Source organism: Anaerotignum sp., assembly GCF_040307045.1.
Taxonomy (GTDB): domain Bacteria; phylum Bacillota; class Clostridia; order Lachnospirales; family Anaerotignaceae; genus Chakrabartyella.
The window spans coordinates 73,150-89,533 of sequence record NZ_JAWRKF010000008.1 but is presented as its reverse complement, the minus strand read 5'-3'; the positions used below and the strand labels follow the sequence as shown (position 1 = coordinate 89,533).

Here is a 16,384-nt window from a genome sequence, read left to right as displayed (position 1 = left end):
TCCTTAAGAAAATAGTGATTTATATGTCATCGTCTTTTGTGCCCTAATTCTTTAGAAAGTGCCCCTGCCGTATCCTTAACAAGATTTACATAAAATTCTCTTTGTTCTGTTTCATTGTATCTCATTTTTGGCATAGAAATACTTATTGCAGCAACCGGACTATTCCTATAATCAAAAATTGGTGCAGCAAAAGAAATTAATCCATCCACATATTCCTCTGCATCCTTGGCATATCCATTCTTACGAACAGCTTCTAGTTGCTCTAATAAAGCTTCCTTCCCAGAAACAGTGTTGGAAGTTCGCCTACAAAAGCTTGTATTGTCTATTATTTCGTTTACATTCTCATCTGGCAGAAAAGCAAGAATTGCCTTTCCCATTCCCGTACAATACATCGGAAGGGCTGTGCCAATTTTAATTCCCACTTTTATGGCAGAGTCACTCTCAATCTTATCCACATATACAATGTCATTTCCGCTGTGCATACTCAAATTTATGGTTTCTTTTGTTTGTTCCCCAATGGTCTCTAAATACGGCCTAGCAATCTCCTTTAAACCCGTTCTTTCAATAATACGAGTCCCAATGGTAAAAATCTTTATGCTATTTGAATACTTTCTGTTGCAAGGATTCTGAACAATGTACCCAGCCTCTTTAATTGTATTAATCAAACGATGTACGGTGGTTTTGTCCATAGAAAGTGCCTGACTTATCTCCCCAATGGAAAGCTCTCCAAATCTATCTAGCTCCTCTATAATTTGAAATGCCTTTAATACAGACTTTACATGATTACTTGCTTTTACATTTGTATCCATTTTTTCAATCCTCTCCAAATCAACCGACTATCTATTAGCTGGTCAGTAGATAACTGGGGTAACTTTCATAAAACCATATAAAGTAGTCATGTCAAAACACCCTGAAAATATATAAGCGTTCTTTTTTCCTTTCTCTCTATATCATAATACGAAACAATATTTCGTATTATGATATGTTTTGTTTTTTTTAATATACAATATTATCCTTTTTTTAGCAATGGTTGTATGAAAAAATAGTAAATATTCTGACTCGTTTTGCCTTATCTGCTCCTTAGTTGCCTGTTTTTCACCTTTTCTACTGTTTTATGAAATACTGTATTCTTAAAATAAATATCTTTTTCATAAAAATTATGATATGTAAAAATATCCCTTAACGACAACATTTCTAATTCTAACATATATCTTAAAAAAACTATATATCATAATCAACTTTCTTATAGTAATGTAGAAACCAAGGAAATCAATGATCTATTCTGCCTACGTCTTGCCTTTCCTTGCCTTTCCTTGCCTTACTTTTCTATTCATTGATAGAATTACTCAAAGTAATCCAAGGAGTAAATCCACAGATCCCCCTATTAGACTTGTTATTTATAAAAAATTTTTCACCAATCACTCAAAAAGTAGATGAGATAGTAATTTGAATAAATTGCTTTATTTTGATTCCGAGGAATGTACTTTTTTTAACTTCTCTATTTTATCCTTATATTCTTCATATCTATGAGGACGAATTGGCCTTAACACTGGCTCAGTCTTAAAAACCAGAACTAAACACTCCCCTATTTTGGGGTAACTCTTGCAAAAGTAAAAGGATTCAAGTTCTCCGTTTTTAATTCGCTGTTTAATTTTATTATGATAAGGATACATTACGCCCTCCCCTTTCTAGTAAACAGTTTTATTAGTAGCCCTGTATAAATACACAAAAAAATGCCTGTCTTAATTTATATTTATAATTTACACCTACTATCGATTTTTTTCTATATCAATTCGTTTCTTTTAAAAAATAAATAAAGCCAAAAAATAATCTCATTTTTAATTTCAGATGTAATTCCTTTCTCTGATGATGCAATAATTATTTTAAATTTTTCGAATTAATTTGAGATTTCCTATTGACATTTGGTATTGTATTGATTATAATAAAGTTGTTTCGTTTGTATGATTATTCGCTCTTAAGTCCTAGTCGATAATTATTATCTGACTAAAACTTAAGAGCTTTTTACTTATATGCCCGAGATAATATTTTTTTAGGAGGTACTGATTATGAATAACGGTACAGTAAAATGGTTTAACGCAGAAAAAGGATTTGGATTTATTACACCTGACAATGGTGGAGATGATGTATTTGTACATTTTTCTTCTATCCAGTCTAACGGCTTTAAATCCTTGAACGAAGGACAGAGAGTAACTTTTGAAACAGAAGCAGATCCTAAAGATAGCCGTAAAACACGCGCTGTCAACGTTTGCGCAAACTAAACCACTAAAATAGCCACCTACAAGGTGGCTATTTTTTTGTTTCATTTCTGTTCCTTTGCCCTCAAAAATTCATTCCCCATATGCACAAACGATCTTGTTTATCAAACAAACTAGCATACTATATTATTTCTAAATAACTATAAAGACCATTGAGTAACCCTTATTCCTTCTTACTAACATCAAATTTTTATATTTTATCTAGGTTTTCATTATTGCCTTATTTTATACTGAAATTAGATACAACGATAATATTTTTTGCTGTTTCTAAAGGATATATTTAAGGCTTACAAATCATCCTATTTCATGCCTTTGCATCGTCAGATAATTTCTGTTAGTTAGTGTGCTTTCATCTTTAACGTGTATCGTATAAATAACGACAGCAGTTCATTCCAAACCCACATCCTTTTGTTTTATAAACGGCATCACACATACGAAAATTTAAAATGGTCATTTATAAAATGATCGCAAATTCCCTGAAATACAAGCACAAATATCAACCGGACAAGTATAATATAATGAGTAACTTCCATCAACCTTTTTACTAGAAACCATAACAAATCCATCTTTTCTTAAAAACGGTATATTTGGTGTTTCTCAGTCTAAATATTACTTTTACATGAATTGCATAAAATTTGGTCGGTGAAATCGGGAAAATGGGAAGGAGTAGTGAAAATGAACTGGGTTATTGAAAATTGGTATTTAATAGTTGCCTTATTGGCTGTATTATGTTTAGTAGGAGTTGAAATTCACCACTTTTTAAAACAACCAACAAAAAAACAAATTGGCTTAGTAAAAGAATGGCTTTTATTCGCTTGTATTGAGGCAGAGAAAGAATTAGGTAGCGAAACGGGTCAATATAAACTATTATATGTATATGACTTGTTTGTTGCACGTTTTCCAAGTATCGCAAAAATGGTACCCTTTTCTGTTTTTTCTTCCTGGGTAGATTCTGCCTTAGAGGAAATGGAAAAATTATTATCTGAAAATGAAGTGGTTAAAGGAATTGTTGTAGGAGGGAAATAATGAAACTCACAAACTATGGTTTAGTTGAATTTGTAAAAACCAAGCTAGGTATCCCATACGTGTATGGTATGAAGGGGGAAGTTATGACCCAAGCCAATTTTAATTATCTACAACGGACATATGGTGTTGATTTAGTTTGGAATAGTGATGAAAAAAAAGTGGGAAAAGTTTGTGTCGATTGTTCTGGCCTAATTAGTTGGTATATTGGCAAAAATAAAAGCTCAAGCCAGTTCAAATTAGAAAGCAGTGCTCAACCTATCAGCTCAATTGCCTCTGCACCAGTTGGTGCAGCTGTATGGCGTAACGGACATATTGGCGTTTATATGGGCAACGGATTGATTATAGAAGCCAGAGGAAGTCAATATGGGGTTGTTCAAACAAAAGTAAAAGAAAGAGATTTTACCCACTGGTTTTTGTTAAATGATATTGAATATATTGACACTCCTGAAGCAAAAGACGTAGTTCAAGATGATGATATAGAAGTAAAAAGAGAAATCATCATCGTAAACGGTCGGGAATATGAAGTTAATATAATTCGTAAGGATGGAACCACCTTTATTAAAACCAGAGATATTGCAAAGCTTCTTGGAATTAAAGTTAGCAGTAAGGGAAGTATCCCTATATTCACAACAAAGTAAAGTCTTTCTCCATCACAAAACAAACCCCCAGAACGCAACATTCTAGGGGTTTGATGTTTTGTATAAAGTAAAAAAATCATCAGAATGCAACAAGGATGGTTTATACTCATTTGGAAGAACAAGCATTGCCTAGCGAAATAGATAAGATATAATTATTATTTTTGTGTCCTATACGTGGGATGTTTGTGTCATTTTTATAGGCTTTCACCCATTCTCACCCATTCATAAAAACAAAACAAACCCCGAGAACACAAGGTTTTCGGGGTTTTGATATTTCGTATAAAGTTGAAATAATTATCTCTTGGGTAATACAAAACCCTTAATAAATAGGTATTTCAAGGCCATTTGTTACTAGTAAGTTAGTTTTTGAAAAGCCCCCAGACTGATTTAAGAACAAAAAAACAGCCCTTTTCAGGGCTGAATAAATACGGTCTATCGTGAACAATTAGCTAAGAGTCGGGCTTCGGCCTGGCTCTTTTTTGTTTATTCTTCTTACCATGCATTACCTTTTATTTAAAATCTGTGCAGTTGTTTATAAAGAAAATTTCTTACGCAAAGCAAAGTGTATGCTTATTTTCTTTTCGAAATCAATATTCGCTAGCGAGTCTTTCCGATACGACCAACTACTATACCAATTATTGGAATTTTTGTTGCCTACTCTCCACAAGTTTCCGATTGCACCTTGTGAATATAAAAACTCAAGGCATTCCTTCGTATTATCAATTTTCGGATACCTACTCTTATTTTGTTCAAAGTGCTGCTGTATCTCACTGTAGTAGAAACTTTTTTTCCTTAAGCCGCTCAACAATTGATAGCACTGAAAAATATATTCTGACTCCTTATGGAAAACTCCTTGATTCACCAAATCATCATAAAAAATTCCAGAGTACTCCACCCTGGCATCTTTAAGCGCAGTTGCTGTAAAGGCTGGTAAATATGGATTTTGTTTTATCACACAAGCCAAATAAGCCACAAAATCCCTTGGACGTCCAAAACTATTATCTAACAGATAAGATAATGGATCTTTATTATCTATTTGCTCTGGAAACAAAAATGAATATACTGCGGCATCGGATAGATCAAATAATGCAGGGCATGTTGCTTTTGCTTTATGTATAATCATTTTCATAAGCGGATGGTTTTCCGGCGATGTATGATTTTGTACAAGCCAATATAATTCAATCCCATTAGAACTTTTAATTTTGCCTAAATTAGGATCGCAAAATTGAAGCTTTTCTAATATATCATCTCTCATTAATAAAACAATTCTTATTTTTTTTCTTTTTAAGTTAAAGCTAGCGTTTAATTCTTTGGTGCATTTAATTAGATTGATAAGTATATCATTGTTCCCTTTATCTCGGCCTATATACCCATCAATTTCATCTAGGTCATCCAAAAAAATCACAAAGTCATCTTTATCTGAAGTAGCATTAATTAACAGCTTCTCCATAGTTTCGACTTTTTCATAAAAAATTTTTCTAATTTCTTCGATATGTACTGTTTTTTTCTTGCTTTTTTTGTCGCTTCCGCTAATGCTTAAATTCATATCTTTTCCCGTGCTTCCCCCTAGAGCACCTTTAGTTTCGTACTCAGTTCCGCTTTCTAGCGTCCTTTTGATGGGTTTATACGGGTCTATATTATTATCTTCTTCTAGCATTTTCTTAATTCTATAAATTGGCGATCCTAGGAATAACTTTGCTTTCACTGGATGTAGTTTCGCAATTTGCTTACTAAGTTGTTCTAAAAGAAACCATTTGCACAAAGCGTATTTATAGCTGGTCTCATCAACAAAATTATCTAGGTTGCTTAGATACGCAAGCAAAAAATTCCTTGCGCTCAAAACTTCATACGTCTCATTCTTTTGGGCAATGTATCTTGCAAAATAAGTTTTGCCCATACCCTTATTTCCAATTATCATAAATTTAATTCGATTCTCAAAAAACTCTTCGTATATATTGTTTGCATTAAAAAACAGCCTGTTAAAGAGTTCGCTCTGCGATTCTGATTCGCCATCCGGAAAACCCACATTTAGCTGTTTAAGCTTAAAATTATCCAAATTCGCCCTCTCCCCTCATAGGGATTCATTATACCATAAGCAGACATTATTTTACAATGAAAAAAGGTGTTGCAAAAAAATATCGCAACACCTTACGAGAATAAATCTCCTTACACGAGGCTAAACCTCAATTAATATTATGCCCTAAACGCACAAATATATTCTAAATAACGAAATTATCATAATGTAAGCCGATTATACTCTTACAATTTTGACTTGTCAATACAAAAAGAAGTTTTTTAACATTTATTTAACTAAATAATCTATATCCTCTTCGTCTCAATCGCCGGCACCTTGCCCTTACTACCAACCTTCAACCCTAGCACCTCAGCAATGTCCCTCGTCTTAACATATGTAGTTCCATCCTTGCGAATCATATCCACCTCACACGCTTTACCGTTCACAATGATTTTTTCTCTTGATACCATTTCTTCGTCCACCAACCTTTCTTTAAAATCCTCCCACGCCTTTTCATCTTCTACGAATGGCCTAGGACAAATTTTTCCCACAACATCAAAATGACGAATCACATTTTCAATAGGCACGTTGTACTTCTTCATCAACACTTGCACAAGTCCTACCGCATTTTCCAGAGTGCCTGGTGTGAAATCGTATTTTCCATTTCTTATACTGTCGCATAACTCAACGGATATACTATTGTTATTCGTGCATTTTCCATGCCATTCCCCCCCACCTGTTGTAGCGCAGGAGGGATATTTCTTCCCTCCTACACTCCATGCTACATAGTTATCCGCTACACTTTGGGTAATGCTATCATCATCCACGAAATAGTGTGCCGAAGCCTCCACAATATGATCCTGAAAGTATCTACCATTACTTTCATCCGAATCACCATCATTAGCGGTATAATGGATTACTATGTATTTGATACCCTTTGGATCACGCACATTGCCATAGTTTTTCCGATTGGCCGTAGCCACCTTAATTTTTAACATTTACATCACCCACCACTAAACTTCTTAACTTTTCATTCGTGCTTAAAATAGCTTTCATTTCATCAACTGCAGACTTCACCCATAAAGAAAATAACGCAAACGGAACCATCTTAGCCGCACTAGGAAACCTTGCAATAAATAAATCATAAACATATCGCAATTTTATCTCCCCGGTACCACTCCCTAACTCCTTTTCCGCTTCAATGCAAGCATACAACAACCATTCCTTGATTGTTTCCACCTGTTTTTTTGTGGGCATTCCTGTAAAGCGATATATAGCTAAACCAATACCCCCAAGAACTGCCGCCAACGCAACAACCAAAAACCAGTTCTCAACCATCCACATCATTTTCATAAACCTTCCTCCTTCTCATATATAACAGAATCATATACAATTCCACCTTTGGTATTTTCTTTCATGCTTTTCATTGTATAACCCGTCTTACTTACTCCCCACGCCGCCCATGGCAATGTTACCATAGCTGTTAACCAAGGGAATGAAGCGTCAAAGTTTTCCTTTACGCTGTAAAAAGCCAAACCCAAAACCGCCAGTGTGACAATCCATAGCAATGCCATCTCCATAATCATGATTCGTTTCGAAAACTCTTTTTTCTTGCGATTACCATCCTCAAGCACCGCAATTCGTCTTTCTAAATCATATTTCAAGGCAACCGCCCCCCACTAAGCAAGTACCCTACTACTGCACTAACGATAACAGTCAGTCCCTTTTCAACAGCACTCTCCCACCGCTTGGCTGGTTTCTCCGCTAATGTTTTCACATCTTCCTTAATCTCACTAACGTCTTTTTTGATGTATTCCTGTTCTGTCTGCATCCCTGCAAAAGCATTTACAAGCTTATCAAAACAATCCTGCCTATCCTCCATTTTATCAAGTCGGTACTTGTTGCTCTTACTTCGTGCATCTACCTCCACCAGTTTTTCCGAAATTTCATCCTGATTCATTACATCAACTCCTACAATTAATATAAAAAGGGCTGTAATAAATACAGCCCTTAATTTTGTATAACTTTAATTTTACTTACACTACTTTATTACCATTCAAATCATAACCTCTTTCTGTTAACATTGCTGATACTACTGCTCTGCAAGTAATTGGTACAAGTTTTACGATTTTGTTACTCTCATCACAAGTACGTTCTTTTGCTAAAACTAGATAGAAATATGTATCCTCCATTACACTGCACCTCCATTCGATAAAATCGCCTCATAAATGTCCGCATTAGCTTTCATTTGCGAAAGTCTGTTTGCTTGCATTTCCTCATACACGGCCGCTTGAGACTTCATGAGTAGAAGCTCACCTTCTGTTGGTTGGTAAGGTTTAGGTGGAGTTGGCTCAGGCTCGATAAATTCACCATTATTATAAATCATTCCTATTTTAACTGTTTCGTCGCACTCCAACGCAATTACGGGTCTTCCAATCATATCAGGAGGATAATCTGGTGCTTTATCAACATTTTTTACAACATCAATAACATTATTTTCTATAACCATTGCAAAATTCAATAAAATCACTCCTTACCATTCTATAATAACTAATCCAGAGCCTCCAGGCAATCCGCTTTCAGCACGGTAATTGCCACCACCGCCACCACCACCATATCCAGGCAATGTACCACCACCATTTCTATGGTTTCCGTCTCCACCTCGCCCAAGGCTTGCGCCACCGCCTGCACCGCCGCCAGTAGAACCATCTGGTCTGGTATCCCCTCCATGAGCAAACACAGTACTCTGAGCTAGCGTAGTACCATTACCAGTACCTCCATGCCCCCCATTTATCCCATGCGTATCATAATCATAAGTTATAAGACCGCCAGACAAAGTTATTAAATTTCCCACTACGGTACTACCGCCAGAATTACCCCCAGCGCCGCCTGCACCTACTGTTATAGGAATTGACTGATTAGGAGATACACTATAAGTTTTCCTATAAATCCAGTCTCCACCTGAGCCCCCTTTTCCACTTGAACCATCCATTCCACCACAGCCCCCACCACAGGCTGTTATCCATATTTTCTTGACATTTGATGGAACTACAAATGTCCCGTTGGATGTAAAGACTTGTACTCCTCCTAAGCCTGTTGTAACCTTGCTGTCCACAGTTGATACCTGACTGGATATGGTTGACACTTTACTATTTATTGTTGTTAAAATACTGCTTATTACGTTTATTACCCACGCACCGACATCGTAACTCATAACATAACCTCCTCAATATTGGTTGTGGAACCAGAACTTGTAATTATTATTTGTTTAATTGTCTGCAGTCCATCTACACTAGTAAATGTATTGAGCACAGTTGTTCTAGTTGAACTTGCCTCTGTTATTTTAATAACCTGAGAACTTTTATCTGGGTAAGTAATTGTCACAGTAGTCACATTTCCAGACTTATTAATTGATGTGGACGCACTCCTGTAGCCCTGAACATTAAGCAATGCTTCTCTGTTTAAAGGAGTACCCTCAACAATAGGAGCGTCAGCCCGCTCAATGGTAACATAGGATTCAATACCCCCATCCTCAGGAATAACCCTGTACCTATTTGGCTTAGTTGGAACTCTATCTCTAAAGTCTTTCATAAAAAATCACCTCCACAATTAATAGTTCCGCAAAAGCGGTACTCTTCTATCATTTTCTTTCGCATATCCTCTAAATTAGATAATATCTTTTCTATATTATTTGCACCTTCGAAACCAAGCCACTTCATAGAAATAGGCGTTGCAATCTCAGAAGAATAAAACCTATCCTGCAACAATTGAATGTTGTGTAAATACCGTAGCATTTCATTCTCTGTAGGAAAGTCTGTCTTGCCCCAGTCTGCCTTTACAGTGGCACCAATAGGATAACCCGCATTAGATAAAGTTTTATTTAATTCTGCCACGGCCTGTTCTACACGGTTTAAATCCTCAAAGTTATAAAATCCCTTTGATGTTCCTTGAACAACATCAAAAGCAGTTCTGTCTGTTATTAAAGTGCTAAAATCAAACACCTACAACCACCGCCTTTGCTATGTAACCCCCTGTTAAATCAATGTCTAACCTTTCCACTACTGCACCACGATAAACGCCATAATCTGTTTCAACATCTGCTAAGTCCCCTACACTTTCTCGTTCTAGGACAAAAGAAAGAGACTGCTCAATACGGTATTGATAAATATCAAGTAGCCGTTGTGCAATCTCTGAACTATTGGAACTATTAACTAGAGAGCTATCTACCTTTTCTATTAACTCCTTTTCTCCAGCGGGGATATCGGATAGCCTTTTTTGTATTGTTTTCTGACTATCCTCATATTTCTTGCCTGATACCGTGCATTCCCCGGCCACAGTGCTTTCGACAATGCAATAATTCACTCCATATTGCGTGATTGTGCCCATGTTAACAGAAATACTTGAGGCAGGTTCGCTAAATGTAATCGTATTGATACCTACTTCTAAATTCACCTTGCAAATTTCCTCTATCGTCGTTTTCAAAGTAAACTTGTGTTCCACTACATCAACACCAGTTACCAAGTTTCGCAGCTTCACTTTTGTACCAATATGTTTTCTATTCATGCCTATCTGTGAAACTGGCACACTTGCTACATCGGGAATTTCCCGAATATTAACCGTACCACCACGAGAGGTTGACACATATCCTCCAATGGAAAAAACTACGTTTTGTAATGCCTCTCTGTGTGAGCAAATTGGTATGTGTCCAGTTATCTTCTTATTCCTTAAAGATACATCCAGTGTATGGCCAAAGCCTGCATCATTCATAATTTCTTCTATTACATCCGCTGCAACTGATTCTTGATACATGCCGCCCTTAAAAGTAGTACCATCCATAATTCCTATTGCATCTACCGCTGAAAGGGATAGCATTTTATTGCTCTGGCTTTCCATTTCATCAACAAAATAAGTGCCCATGTGTATCTTTTCTTCATTCTTTGTTCCCGTAACAATTAGTTGCTGTTTTCGTTGCAACAAAGTGTAAACTCCCGAAGGATTGAAAAGGTTAAATGCATCATCACGGCTAAACAAGCTAAAATCCAAGGTATTTACAGACAATGTAAGCCCAGTCATATCAATTTCCTCTAATACTTTTACTGTTCTTAACTCACTGCTACCGAATTCTTTGATAATACCATGCATGATATTCTGAACCTTTAAATAGAGATATGGTTTATTCATCCCCCGAAATGTGATTACTACTTTGTTGTAGTTTTCTACCTTTTGCATACATGCATACCGCCAAGCGTTTGGCTTGAAATCCAGATTGCATAGTACTGATTCGCCTTGATACCATCTAATATTCAAGTCATTACAAAAGCTATTGTCATAAGGGTTAAACTCAAAAGTAAGGCCTATACTCTCATGCAGCGATTGGAAAGTAAGTGTTAAAACAATAGGCTGCACAAAAATACCGTCAGCCCCCGCCATCGACAAGGACCATAACCCCCACGAAGTATCTTGTGGATTATTAGGAAAAGTATTGAATGTGCCATCTAATTTCCAGTAATCTTTCTCTAAAGTAGCAACCTTAGGGGGATATACCCCCTCTAGTTTTAAGTCATTCATATCTACAAAAGGCTGCTTGTCTACCGCTGCCGCCGTGGTATCCGCCTTTGCTGAAACATCCACAAGTCCGAATGATATATCTACTCCTGTTTTCCCCATAAAATCACTTCCTCGCAGGCTCTTTGGCAATTAATTTAATACTTAATCCACCCCAGTAGTTTTTCTTGTTATGCACCCGCCTTAAAGCATCACCAGCGGTTGTTATGTATCCTCTAAATGAATATGTTCCCGTTGTCCCTGGCACTACAAAATCATGAAACTCCACAGGTTCGGTAACCTTATCCCAAAGTTTTGCGTATTCTGTGCTATTAAGAGTTAGGTTCGGAAATGTCAATGTATAGTTAAAATACACCCCTATTATTTCTCGTTCCAAGTCTCCGCCCTCTGTTCTGGTTGCATATTTATCTAATACAGGGGCTTCTCTTTTAATTTCCACCACAGGTATATTAAAAGTAGTTCCATCTATCGAAAATAATGGAGTCATTATAAAACACCTCCTGCCTTCAAGGAAACGCCGATACGGCTTTCCTCTTTTTTAATGATGGGAAGAAAGGTTCTGCCTATTTCCCGCTTGTCTAGTTCCAAGATAACTGTTGCGCTACCGCTATTACCTACATCGCCAAGCCCTGCAAGTTCTTCTCTCAAAATTTGACGAATCAAGCTTTCAGGAGCTTCTAGGTTGCGGCCACTTTTCTGATCTCCAAGAATGGCAAGAAACTCCTGGTTAGGTGGGATAACTGCGCCTGTGGCTAATTTAGGAATCTTGGGCGAATCTACCATTTTAAAGTCAAATCCCCAAGACTCGCCACCGATCCCAGGTACCCAGTCGGGAACTTTAAATTTAATAGAGTTCATTGTTTTAAGGACGAAGTTAATTCCTTCTGTAACCGAACTAAGCATACCATTAACTAAATCTATTACTACATTCAAAGCTCCTTTTACGATCGCTCCCAGACCATTAAATATCCCTTTGAAAAAGTCCGATATACCTTGCCAAGCAAGTTCCCAGTCCCCAGTAAAAACGCCTGTTATAAACTCAATTAATCCTTTCAATGAAGTTAACACTGCACTCACTACGTCAGCTACTACTCCAACAATAGAACTAATTACGCCAATTACCGTTGTTAAAGCATTAGAAATCGGAATTTGAAAATTTTCATAAAACCATTTGCACATAGGAACGATAAATTTATTATAGATCTGTAACCCGCACTCGATAAGTGTAGCTACAAATTCAAGGAAGTTATCCAATAAGGGTTTTAAATGTTTTTCCCATAGCCAATCTAAATGTTCCATAAATGCATCAAACACAGGTTTCAATATGCCATCCCACGCAGTTTGCCATAGTTCAACTGCATTTTCTATCGCCAATCTTAGGCTATCAAAAATAGGTTCTCCATGCTCTTTCCATTTTGCGTAAAATAAGTCCATTAAGTCAGACCATACCTTCATTGCCCACTCAAGATACGGAACAAATACCCCCTTCCAAACTGTATCGAAAATTGTTTTTATGCCACTAAACAAAGTTTGTATGGTCAATAACGACTGCGTTGCAAACTGTGTTATTAATGGTAAGATTGTGTCTAAAAGTTTTTGAGTGAACGGAAAAAGTACTATGTCCCAAATATCTTTAAAGACCATATTAAAACTATCAAGAAGGCCACTCACGACAATGCCGCACGTATCAATGAATGTCTGTAGGAACACGGTAAAATCCTCTTTGAGATATTTCATAAGAGGATCATATAAGGTTTTTATATCACTCCATACATCCTTCATAGTTGCTTTCAGTTTATCAAGTTGGATTTTTATTTTTTGCCACGCTTCTTCAATATTACTTTTAAAGTTTAATGTACAGTATTCCTGTATTTTACTAAGTAAGGCTTTAAGACGGTCAAGGCTGGCTAGCAATTTAGGGCTTATTTCTGTATCTGTACCTATATCCTCAGTCATAACCTCTGATGTTATTCCATTGCCTACATCAGGAGCACCAGCATCGCCCGATGCTGCGTCTGGCTTTGACAACACATTCAACTCATCAAAGCTTGCCAAGGCTGACTTCGCTTGCTTTCCTGCCTTTTCAGCTGCGTTCCCTGCGTCTTTTGTTGCGCCTGCCAATTCCTCTGTGGAAGCTGCCGCGCCTGCTGCGCTGTCAGCAGTTTTGGTGTTGACATTTACAACCTTGCCAAACAGAATCGCGGAAACTTGAGCAAACTTATTTGCAAGAACTGTGAGCCAATCTACCAATTGTTTTATAGGGGGTATTATTTTTGAAATAATTGGAGTTAACGCATTCCCGATTGCAATTTTCAAATTATTAAATGAAAACTGTAATTGCAATACCCTGCCTGAAAAACTATCAGCTATTTTTGCAGCATCGCCCACTTGAAATTTTGTTTCTTCAAGTATTCCATTCACTTCCGCCTGAATCTTCTGTTGCTGAGTAAGATTGTTGGAGGTCGTGCCAATTGATTTCGCATAATCTTGCCACATCTTAGCTACATTTTTTGTAACACCTGCGTTATCCACAAGAATAGAGTTCTCATTTTTTAAACCCTCTGATGCAGTTTCTACAGCCTGACCTAGTGTATAGCTTGATTGCCGTCCGAATGCCGCGCTATCCTTAAGGGCGACCAACACTTTTTGTATTTGGGCATCATCATATCCTCTCAGGGCAAGATTCTTGTAAGCATTTATCGCATTTGTGGCTGGAACCAGGCCGTCAGAAATATATTCGTTAATAAATTTTTTCGCTGCGCCAAAGCTTCTACCCTGTCCATCCATAATTGATTGCAGGCCTATCAGGGCATTTCCCATCTCTGTTGAAGCAGAAACGGCAGCCTTGCTAAAGTCAATTACTGCTTTTACGCCAAAGGCAATCCCGGCAGCTATGGCAACACCTTTTAATGCCTTTGTTATTCCTCCAAGCCCAGCATTAATGCTTTTCATCCCCCCGTTAAATCCTGATGAATCTAATCTCGTGTCAATGCGAATGCTACCGTCATAACTAGCCATCGCTTTCCCTCCTTTCTTTTGGGCATGAAAAAAGCACCCATAAAATGAGTGCTTTAATAAATTTACTTTACTTTAAAACTAATCTTTCCGCTATCAAACGAATTGCTCCAAGTATCTGATTCAAAAACATAGAAATTCGCCTCAAACTCTTTTACGTCCAATATGGAATTATCTTTTAAATAACTACTTGTAATTGTTATTTCATCATTTGCTTTTTTGCCAGCAGTCACATCGCAAGAGAAAATAGGATCGACCATGTATCCATTTACTGAGAAATCTCGAACCTGTACAGTGTAGTCCTTGTTGGTGCTATTTTCAATTAGCAAATTAATATCTTTGCCAAATTTGCCCTCAGCAGTCCCTTTATATGTTATTTTAATCCCATTGGAATTATATAACACTGGATCAGCAGCAACTGGCTCTGTCTGAGTATCACTCTTTGCATCAGTCGTTGCTTCACTTAATGTAACGGTTTTTGTTGCGCTATCCCATTTTACTTCTTTGCCAACAGCCTCTGCGACAGCTCTAACGGGTAAATAAGTTGTCCCGTCGTATGTGAATGGTTCCTTGTCTGTCTTAAGTTCTTTTCCATCAACAAGCACCTTTATGCTATTATAGCTTACTGGAATCATTGTATCAGCTACTTTTCCATAAGCAATAGGAACTGCCCCAACAATCAAAGTTGCCACCATGGCACCTAACGCCATGTCTTTAAATTTGTGATATTTCATCTTAACCCCTCCTTCGGTAATATATTTTAAATATACCCCAAATTATGGAAGTAATCAACGTTTTTGTCTTCATTACCCAAGCAAAGCCATAAACTCTGCTTCAGCTTCCTGCTCCTCGACTGTCAATTCAATAGGCAATTCAAACATACTGCGGTTTTCATAGTACACCTGTTTCTCTTCTTTTGTAAGCTTTCCTTTTGCAAATTGGGTACGATAGTACAATATTTTGCTCATTATACAACCTTCCGGTAGTTCCATAAAGGCCATAACAAACTCCCACCAGTGAACAAATTCACCCGTAGATAGCCTCCCATTTAACACTTGGTTTACGCCAGAGTAAATATATTTTTCGTCATATGAAAAAGAGTATCTTCTGCCTTGGTACTCCCCGTTACTCCCCTTGCCCACTTCGCCACAGTCCAGGAATTGAATTCCCTTTTCAAACGCTATACTGAAATCAGGGGGTTTATCTATATACAACAAATCCAGTAGTATCATAGCCTTTTCGGCATTTGTTAATGAGTTGTCTTCGAACGCCATAATGATTGTCAGGCAGGCACGATATGAAGCATTTATCCTGCAAACTTGCCCATCAATCAATATTGCTGTAGGTAGCCCATTTATCAACATTCCCATTACATCATCACGTTCCCTGAACTAATATTCTTGTATTGTGCCAGTTTGCTTTCCCTCGCGCTCTGAATATAGGGTGTAATCCCGTTAAAAAACTGTTCGAACATATCCAGAGTGTTTGCATTACCAAAAAGCTTCTTGCTTGTTCCGGCTCCAAAGATTCCATCAATCTGTCCCTTGATATAACTACAAATATCCAGAATCAAACTCAATCGTTCTTTCATATTTACAGGAATACCATTTTCGTCCGTGTCTTGGTTAGAACTTAGCTTTCGCTCAACCTCGGCATATTCTTCCTTCTTCTTCTGCAATTCCCCCATTAAGCGATATATATTTTCCATAAATACTACGTCATTAGGATTAAATGATATTTCATCTTTCACCCCATCGCAATCAACTTCAAGCCGAATAGTTCCAGTATTAATTTTAATTCCAGCCATGCCAATTCCCTCCTAAAAAACCAATATAAAAGCACTTACAAAG

General features: G+C 37.1%; 20 protein-coding genes. 3 read left to right on the top strand and 17 right to left on the bottom strand.

Going from position 1 to position 16,384, the window contains the following annotated elements:
• Positions 1-26: 26 nt before the first annotated feature.
• Complete coding sequence (locus ABVZ64_RS06200) at positions 27-809, bottom strand: IclR family transcriptional regulator (RefSeq protein ID WP_352400164.1); 783 nt, start codon at positions 807-809, stop codon at positions 27-29.
• A gap of 1,257 nt (positions 810-2,066) precedes the next feature.
• Between ABVZ64_RS06200 and ABVZ64_RS06195 the strand changes: the two genes are divergently transcribed.
• The 3 genes from ABVZ64_RS06195 to ABVZ64_RS06185 all read left to right on the top strand — a co-directional run bounded on the left by ABVZ64_RS06195 (position 2,067) and on the right by ABVZ64_RS06185 (position 3,940).
• Positions 2,067-2,279 carry a cold-shock protein gene (locus ABVZ64_RS06195; RefSeq protein WP_313524894.1) on the top strand — a complete coding sequence of 71 codons (213 nt, stop codon included), beginning with the start codon at positions 2,067-2,069 and terminating at the stop codon, positions 2,277-2,279.
• A gap of 672 nt (positions 2,280-2,951) precedes the next feature.
• Positions 2,952-3,302: a hypothetical protein gene (locus ABVZ64_RS06190; RefSeq protein WP_352400163.1), complete on the top strand. Its 351-nt coding sequence runs from the start codon at positions 2,952-2,954 to the stop codon at positions 3,300-3,302.
• Positions 3,302-3,940, top strand: coding sequence for an NlpC/P60 family protein (locus ABVZ64_RS06185; RefSeq protein ID WP_352400162.1), 639 nt, complete (start codon positions 3,302-3,304; stop codon positions 3,938-3,940). Before ABVZ64_RS06190 ends, ABVZ64_RS06185 begins: the two co-directional genes overlap by 1 nt.
• A gap of 532 nt (positions 3,941-4,472) precedes the next feature.
• On the opposite strand, the gene ABVZ64_RS06180 is transcribed toward ABVZ64_RS06185, so the two are convergent.
• The 16 genes from ABVZ64_RS06180 to ABVZ64_RS06105 all read right to left on the bottom strand — a co-directional run bounded on the left by ABVZ64_RS06180 (position 4,473) and on the right by ABVZ64_RS06105 (position 16,341).
• Positions 4,473-5,996 carry a P-loop ATPase, Sll1717 family gene (locus ABVZ64_RS06180; protein WP_352400161.1) on the bottom strand — a complete coding sequence of 508 codons (1,524 nt, stop codon included), beginning with the start codon at positions 5,994-5,996 and terminating at the stop codon, positions 4,473-4,475.
• A gap of 263 nt (positions 5,997-6,259) precedes the next feature.
• Positions 6,260-6,952, bottom strand: coding sequence for a peptidoglycan recognition protein family protein (locus ABVZ64_RS06175; RefSeq protein WP_352400160.1), 693 nt, complete (start codon positions 6,950-6,952; stop codon positions 6,260-6,262).
• Positions 6,939-7,307, bottom strand: a complete 369-nt coding sequence (locus ABVZ64_RS06170) for a hypothetical protein (RefSeq protein ID WP_352400159.1) — start codon at positions 7,305-7,307, stop codon at positions 6,939-6,941. The genes ABVZ64_RS06175 and ABVZ64_RS06170 overlap by 14 nt, the downstream gene beginning before the upstream one ends.
• The gene (locus tag ABVZ64_RS06165) at positions 7,304-7,618 is read right to left on the bottom strand and encodes a hypothetical protein (RefSeq protein ID WP_352400158.1); all 315 of its coding nucleotides are present in this window, start codon (positions 7,616-7,618) and stop codon (positions 7,304-7,306) included. The genes ABVZ64_RS06170 and ABVZ64_RS06165 overlap by 4 nt, the downstream gene beginning before the upstream one ends.
• Positions 7,615-7,914, bottom strand: coding sequence for a hypothetical protein (locus tag ABVZ64_RS06160; protein ID WP_352400157.1), 300 nt, complete (start codon positions 7,912-7,914; stop codon positions 7,615-7,617). The genes ABVZ64_RS06165 and ABVZ64_RS06160 overlap by 4 nt, the downstream gene beginning before the upstream one ends.
• Before the next feature lie 76 nt (positions 7,915-7,990).
• A complete protein-coding gene (locus ABVZ64_RS06155) occupies positions 7,991-8,146 on the bottom strand; it encodes a hypothetical protein (protein WP_352400156.1) in 156 nt (51 codons plus the stop codon).
• Positions 8,146-8,475, bottom strand: coding sequence for a hypothetical protein (locus ABVZ64_RS06150; protein WP_352400155.1), 330 nt, complete (start codon positions 8,473-8,475; stop codon positions 8,146-8,148). The genes ABVZ64_RS06155 and ABVZ64_RS06150 overlap by 1 nt, the downstream gene beginning before the upstream one ends.
• Before the next feature lie 12 nt (positions 8,476-8,487).
• Positions 8,488-9,168: a glycine-rich domain-containing protein gene (locus ABVZ64_RS06145; protein WP_352400154.1), complete on the bottom strand. Its 681-nt coding sequence runs from the start codon at positions 9,166-9,168 to the stop codon at positions 8,488-8,490.
• Positions 9,165-9,545: a hypothetical protein gene (locus ABVZ64_RS06140; protein ID WP_352400153.1), complete on the bottom strand. Its 381-nt coding sequence runs from the start codon at positions 9,543-9,545 to the stop codon at positions 9,165-9,167. Before ABVZ64_RS06140 ends, ABVZ64_RS06145 begins: the two co-directional genes overlap by 4 nt.
• Positions 9,542-9,955 carry a hypothetical protein gene (locus ABVZ64_RS06135; RefSeq protein WP_352400152.1) on the bottom strand — a complete coding sequence of 138 codons (414 nt, stop codon included), beginning with the start codon at positions 9,953-9,955 and terminating at the stop codon, positions 9,542-9,544. Before ABVZ64_RS06135 ends, ABVZ64_RS06140 begins: the two co-directional genes overlap by 4 nt.
• Positions 9,948-11,621 (bottom strand): hypothetical protein, encoded by a 1,674-nt coding sequence (locus ABVZ64_RS06130; protein WP_352400151.1) that lies wholly within the window; start codon positions 11,619-11,621, stop codon positions 9,948-9,950. The genes ABVZ64_RS06135 and ABVZ64_RS06130 overlap by 8 nt, the downstream gene beginning before the upstream one ends.
• Before the next feature lie 4 nt (positions 11,622-11,625).
• A complete protein-coding gene (locus tag ABVZ64_RS06125; protein ID WP_352400150.1) occupies positions 11,626-12,006 on the bottom strand; it encodes a hypothetical protein in 381 nt (126 codons plus the stop codon).
• Positions 12,006-14,537 (bottom strand): phage tail protein, encoded by a 2,532-nt coding sequence (locus ABVZ64_RS06120; protein ID WP_352400149.1) that lies wholly within the window; start codon positions 14,535-14,537, stop codon positions 12,006-12,008. Before ABVZ64_RS06120 ends, ABVZ64_RS06125 begins: the two co-directional genes overlap by 1 nt.
• A 62-nt stretch (positions 14,538-14,599) precedes the next feature.
• Positions 14,600-15,268: a stalk domain-containing protein gene (locus ABVZ64_RS06115; RefSeq protein WP_352400148.1), complete on the bottom strand. Its 669-nt coding sequence runs from the start codon at positions 15,266-15,268 to the stop codon at positions 14,600-14,602.
• Positions 15,269-15,340: 72 nt separating this feature from the next.
• Entirely contained in the window at positions 15,341-15,904 is a 564-nt protein-coding gene (locus ABVZ64_RS06110) for a Gp15 family bacteriophage protein (RefSeq protein WP_352400147.1), read from the bottom strand.
• Entirely contained in the window at positions 15,904-16,341 is a 438-nt protein-coding gene (locus ABVZ64_RS06105; RefSeq protein ID WP_352400146.1) for a DUF6673 family protein, read from the bottom strand. The genes ABVZ64_RS06110 and ABVZ64_RS06105 overlap by 1 nt, the downstream gene beginning before the upstream one ends.
• Positions 16,342-16,384 lie beyond the last annotated feature (43 nt).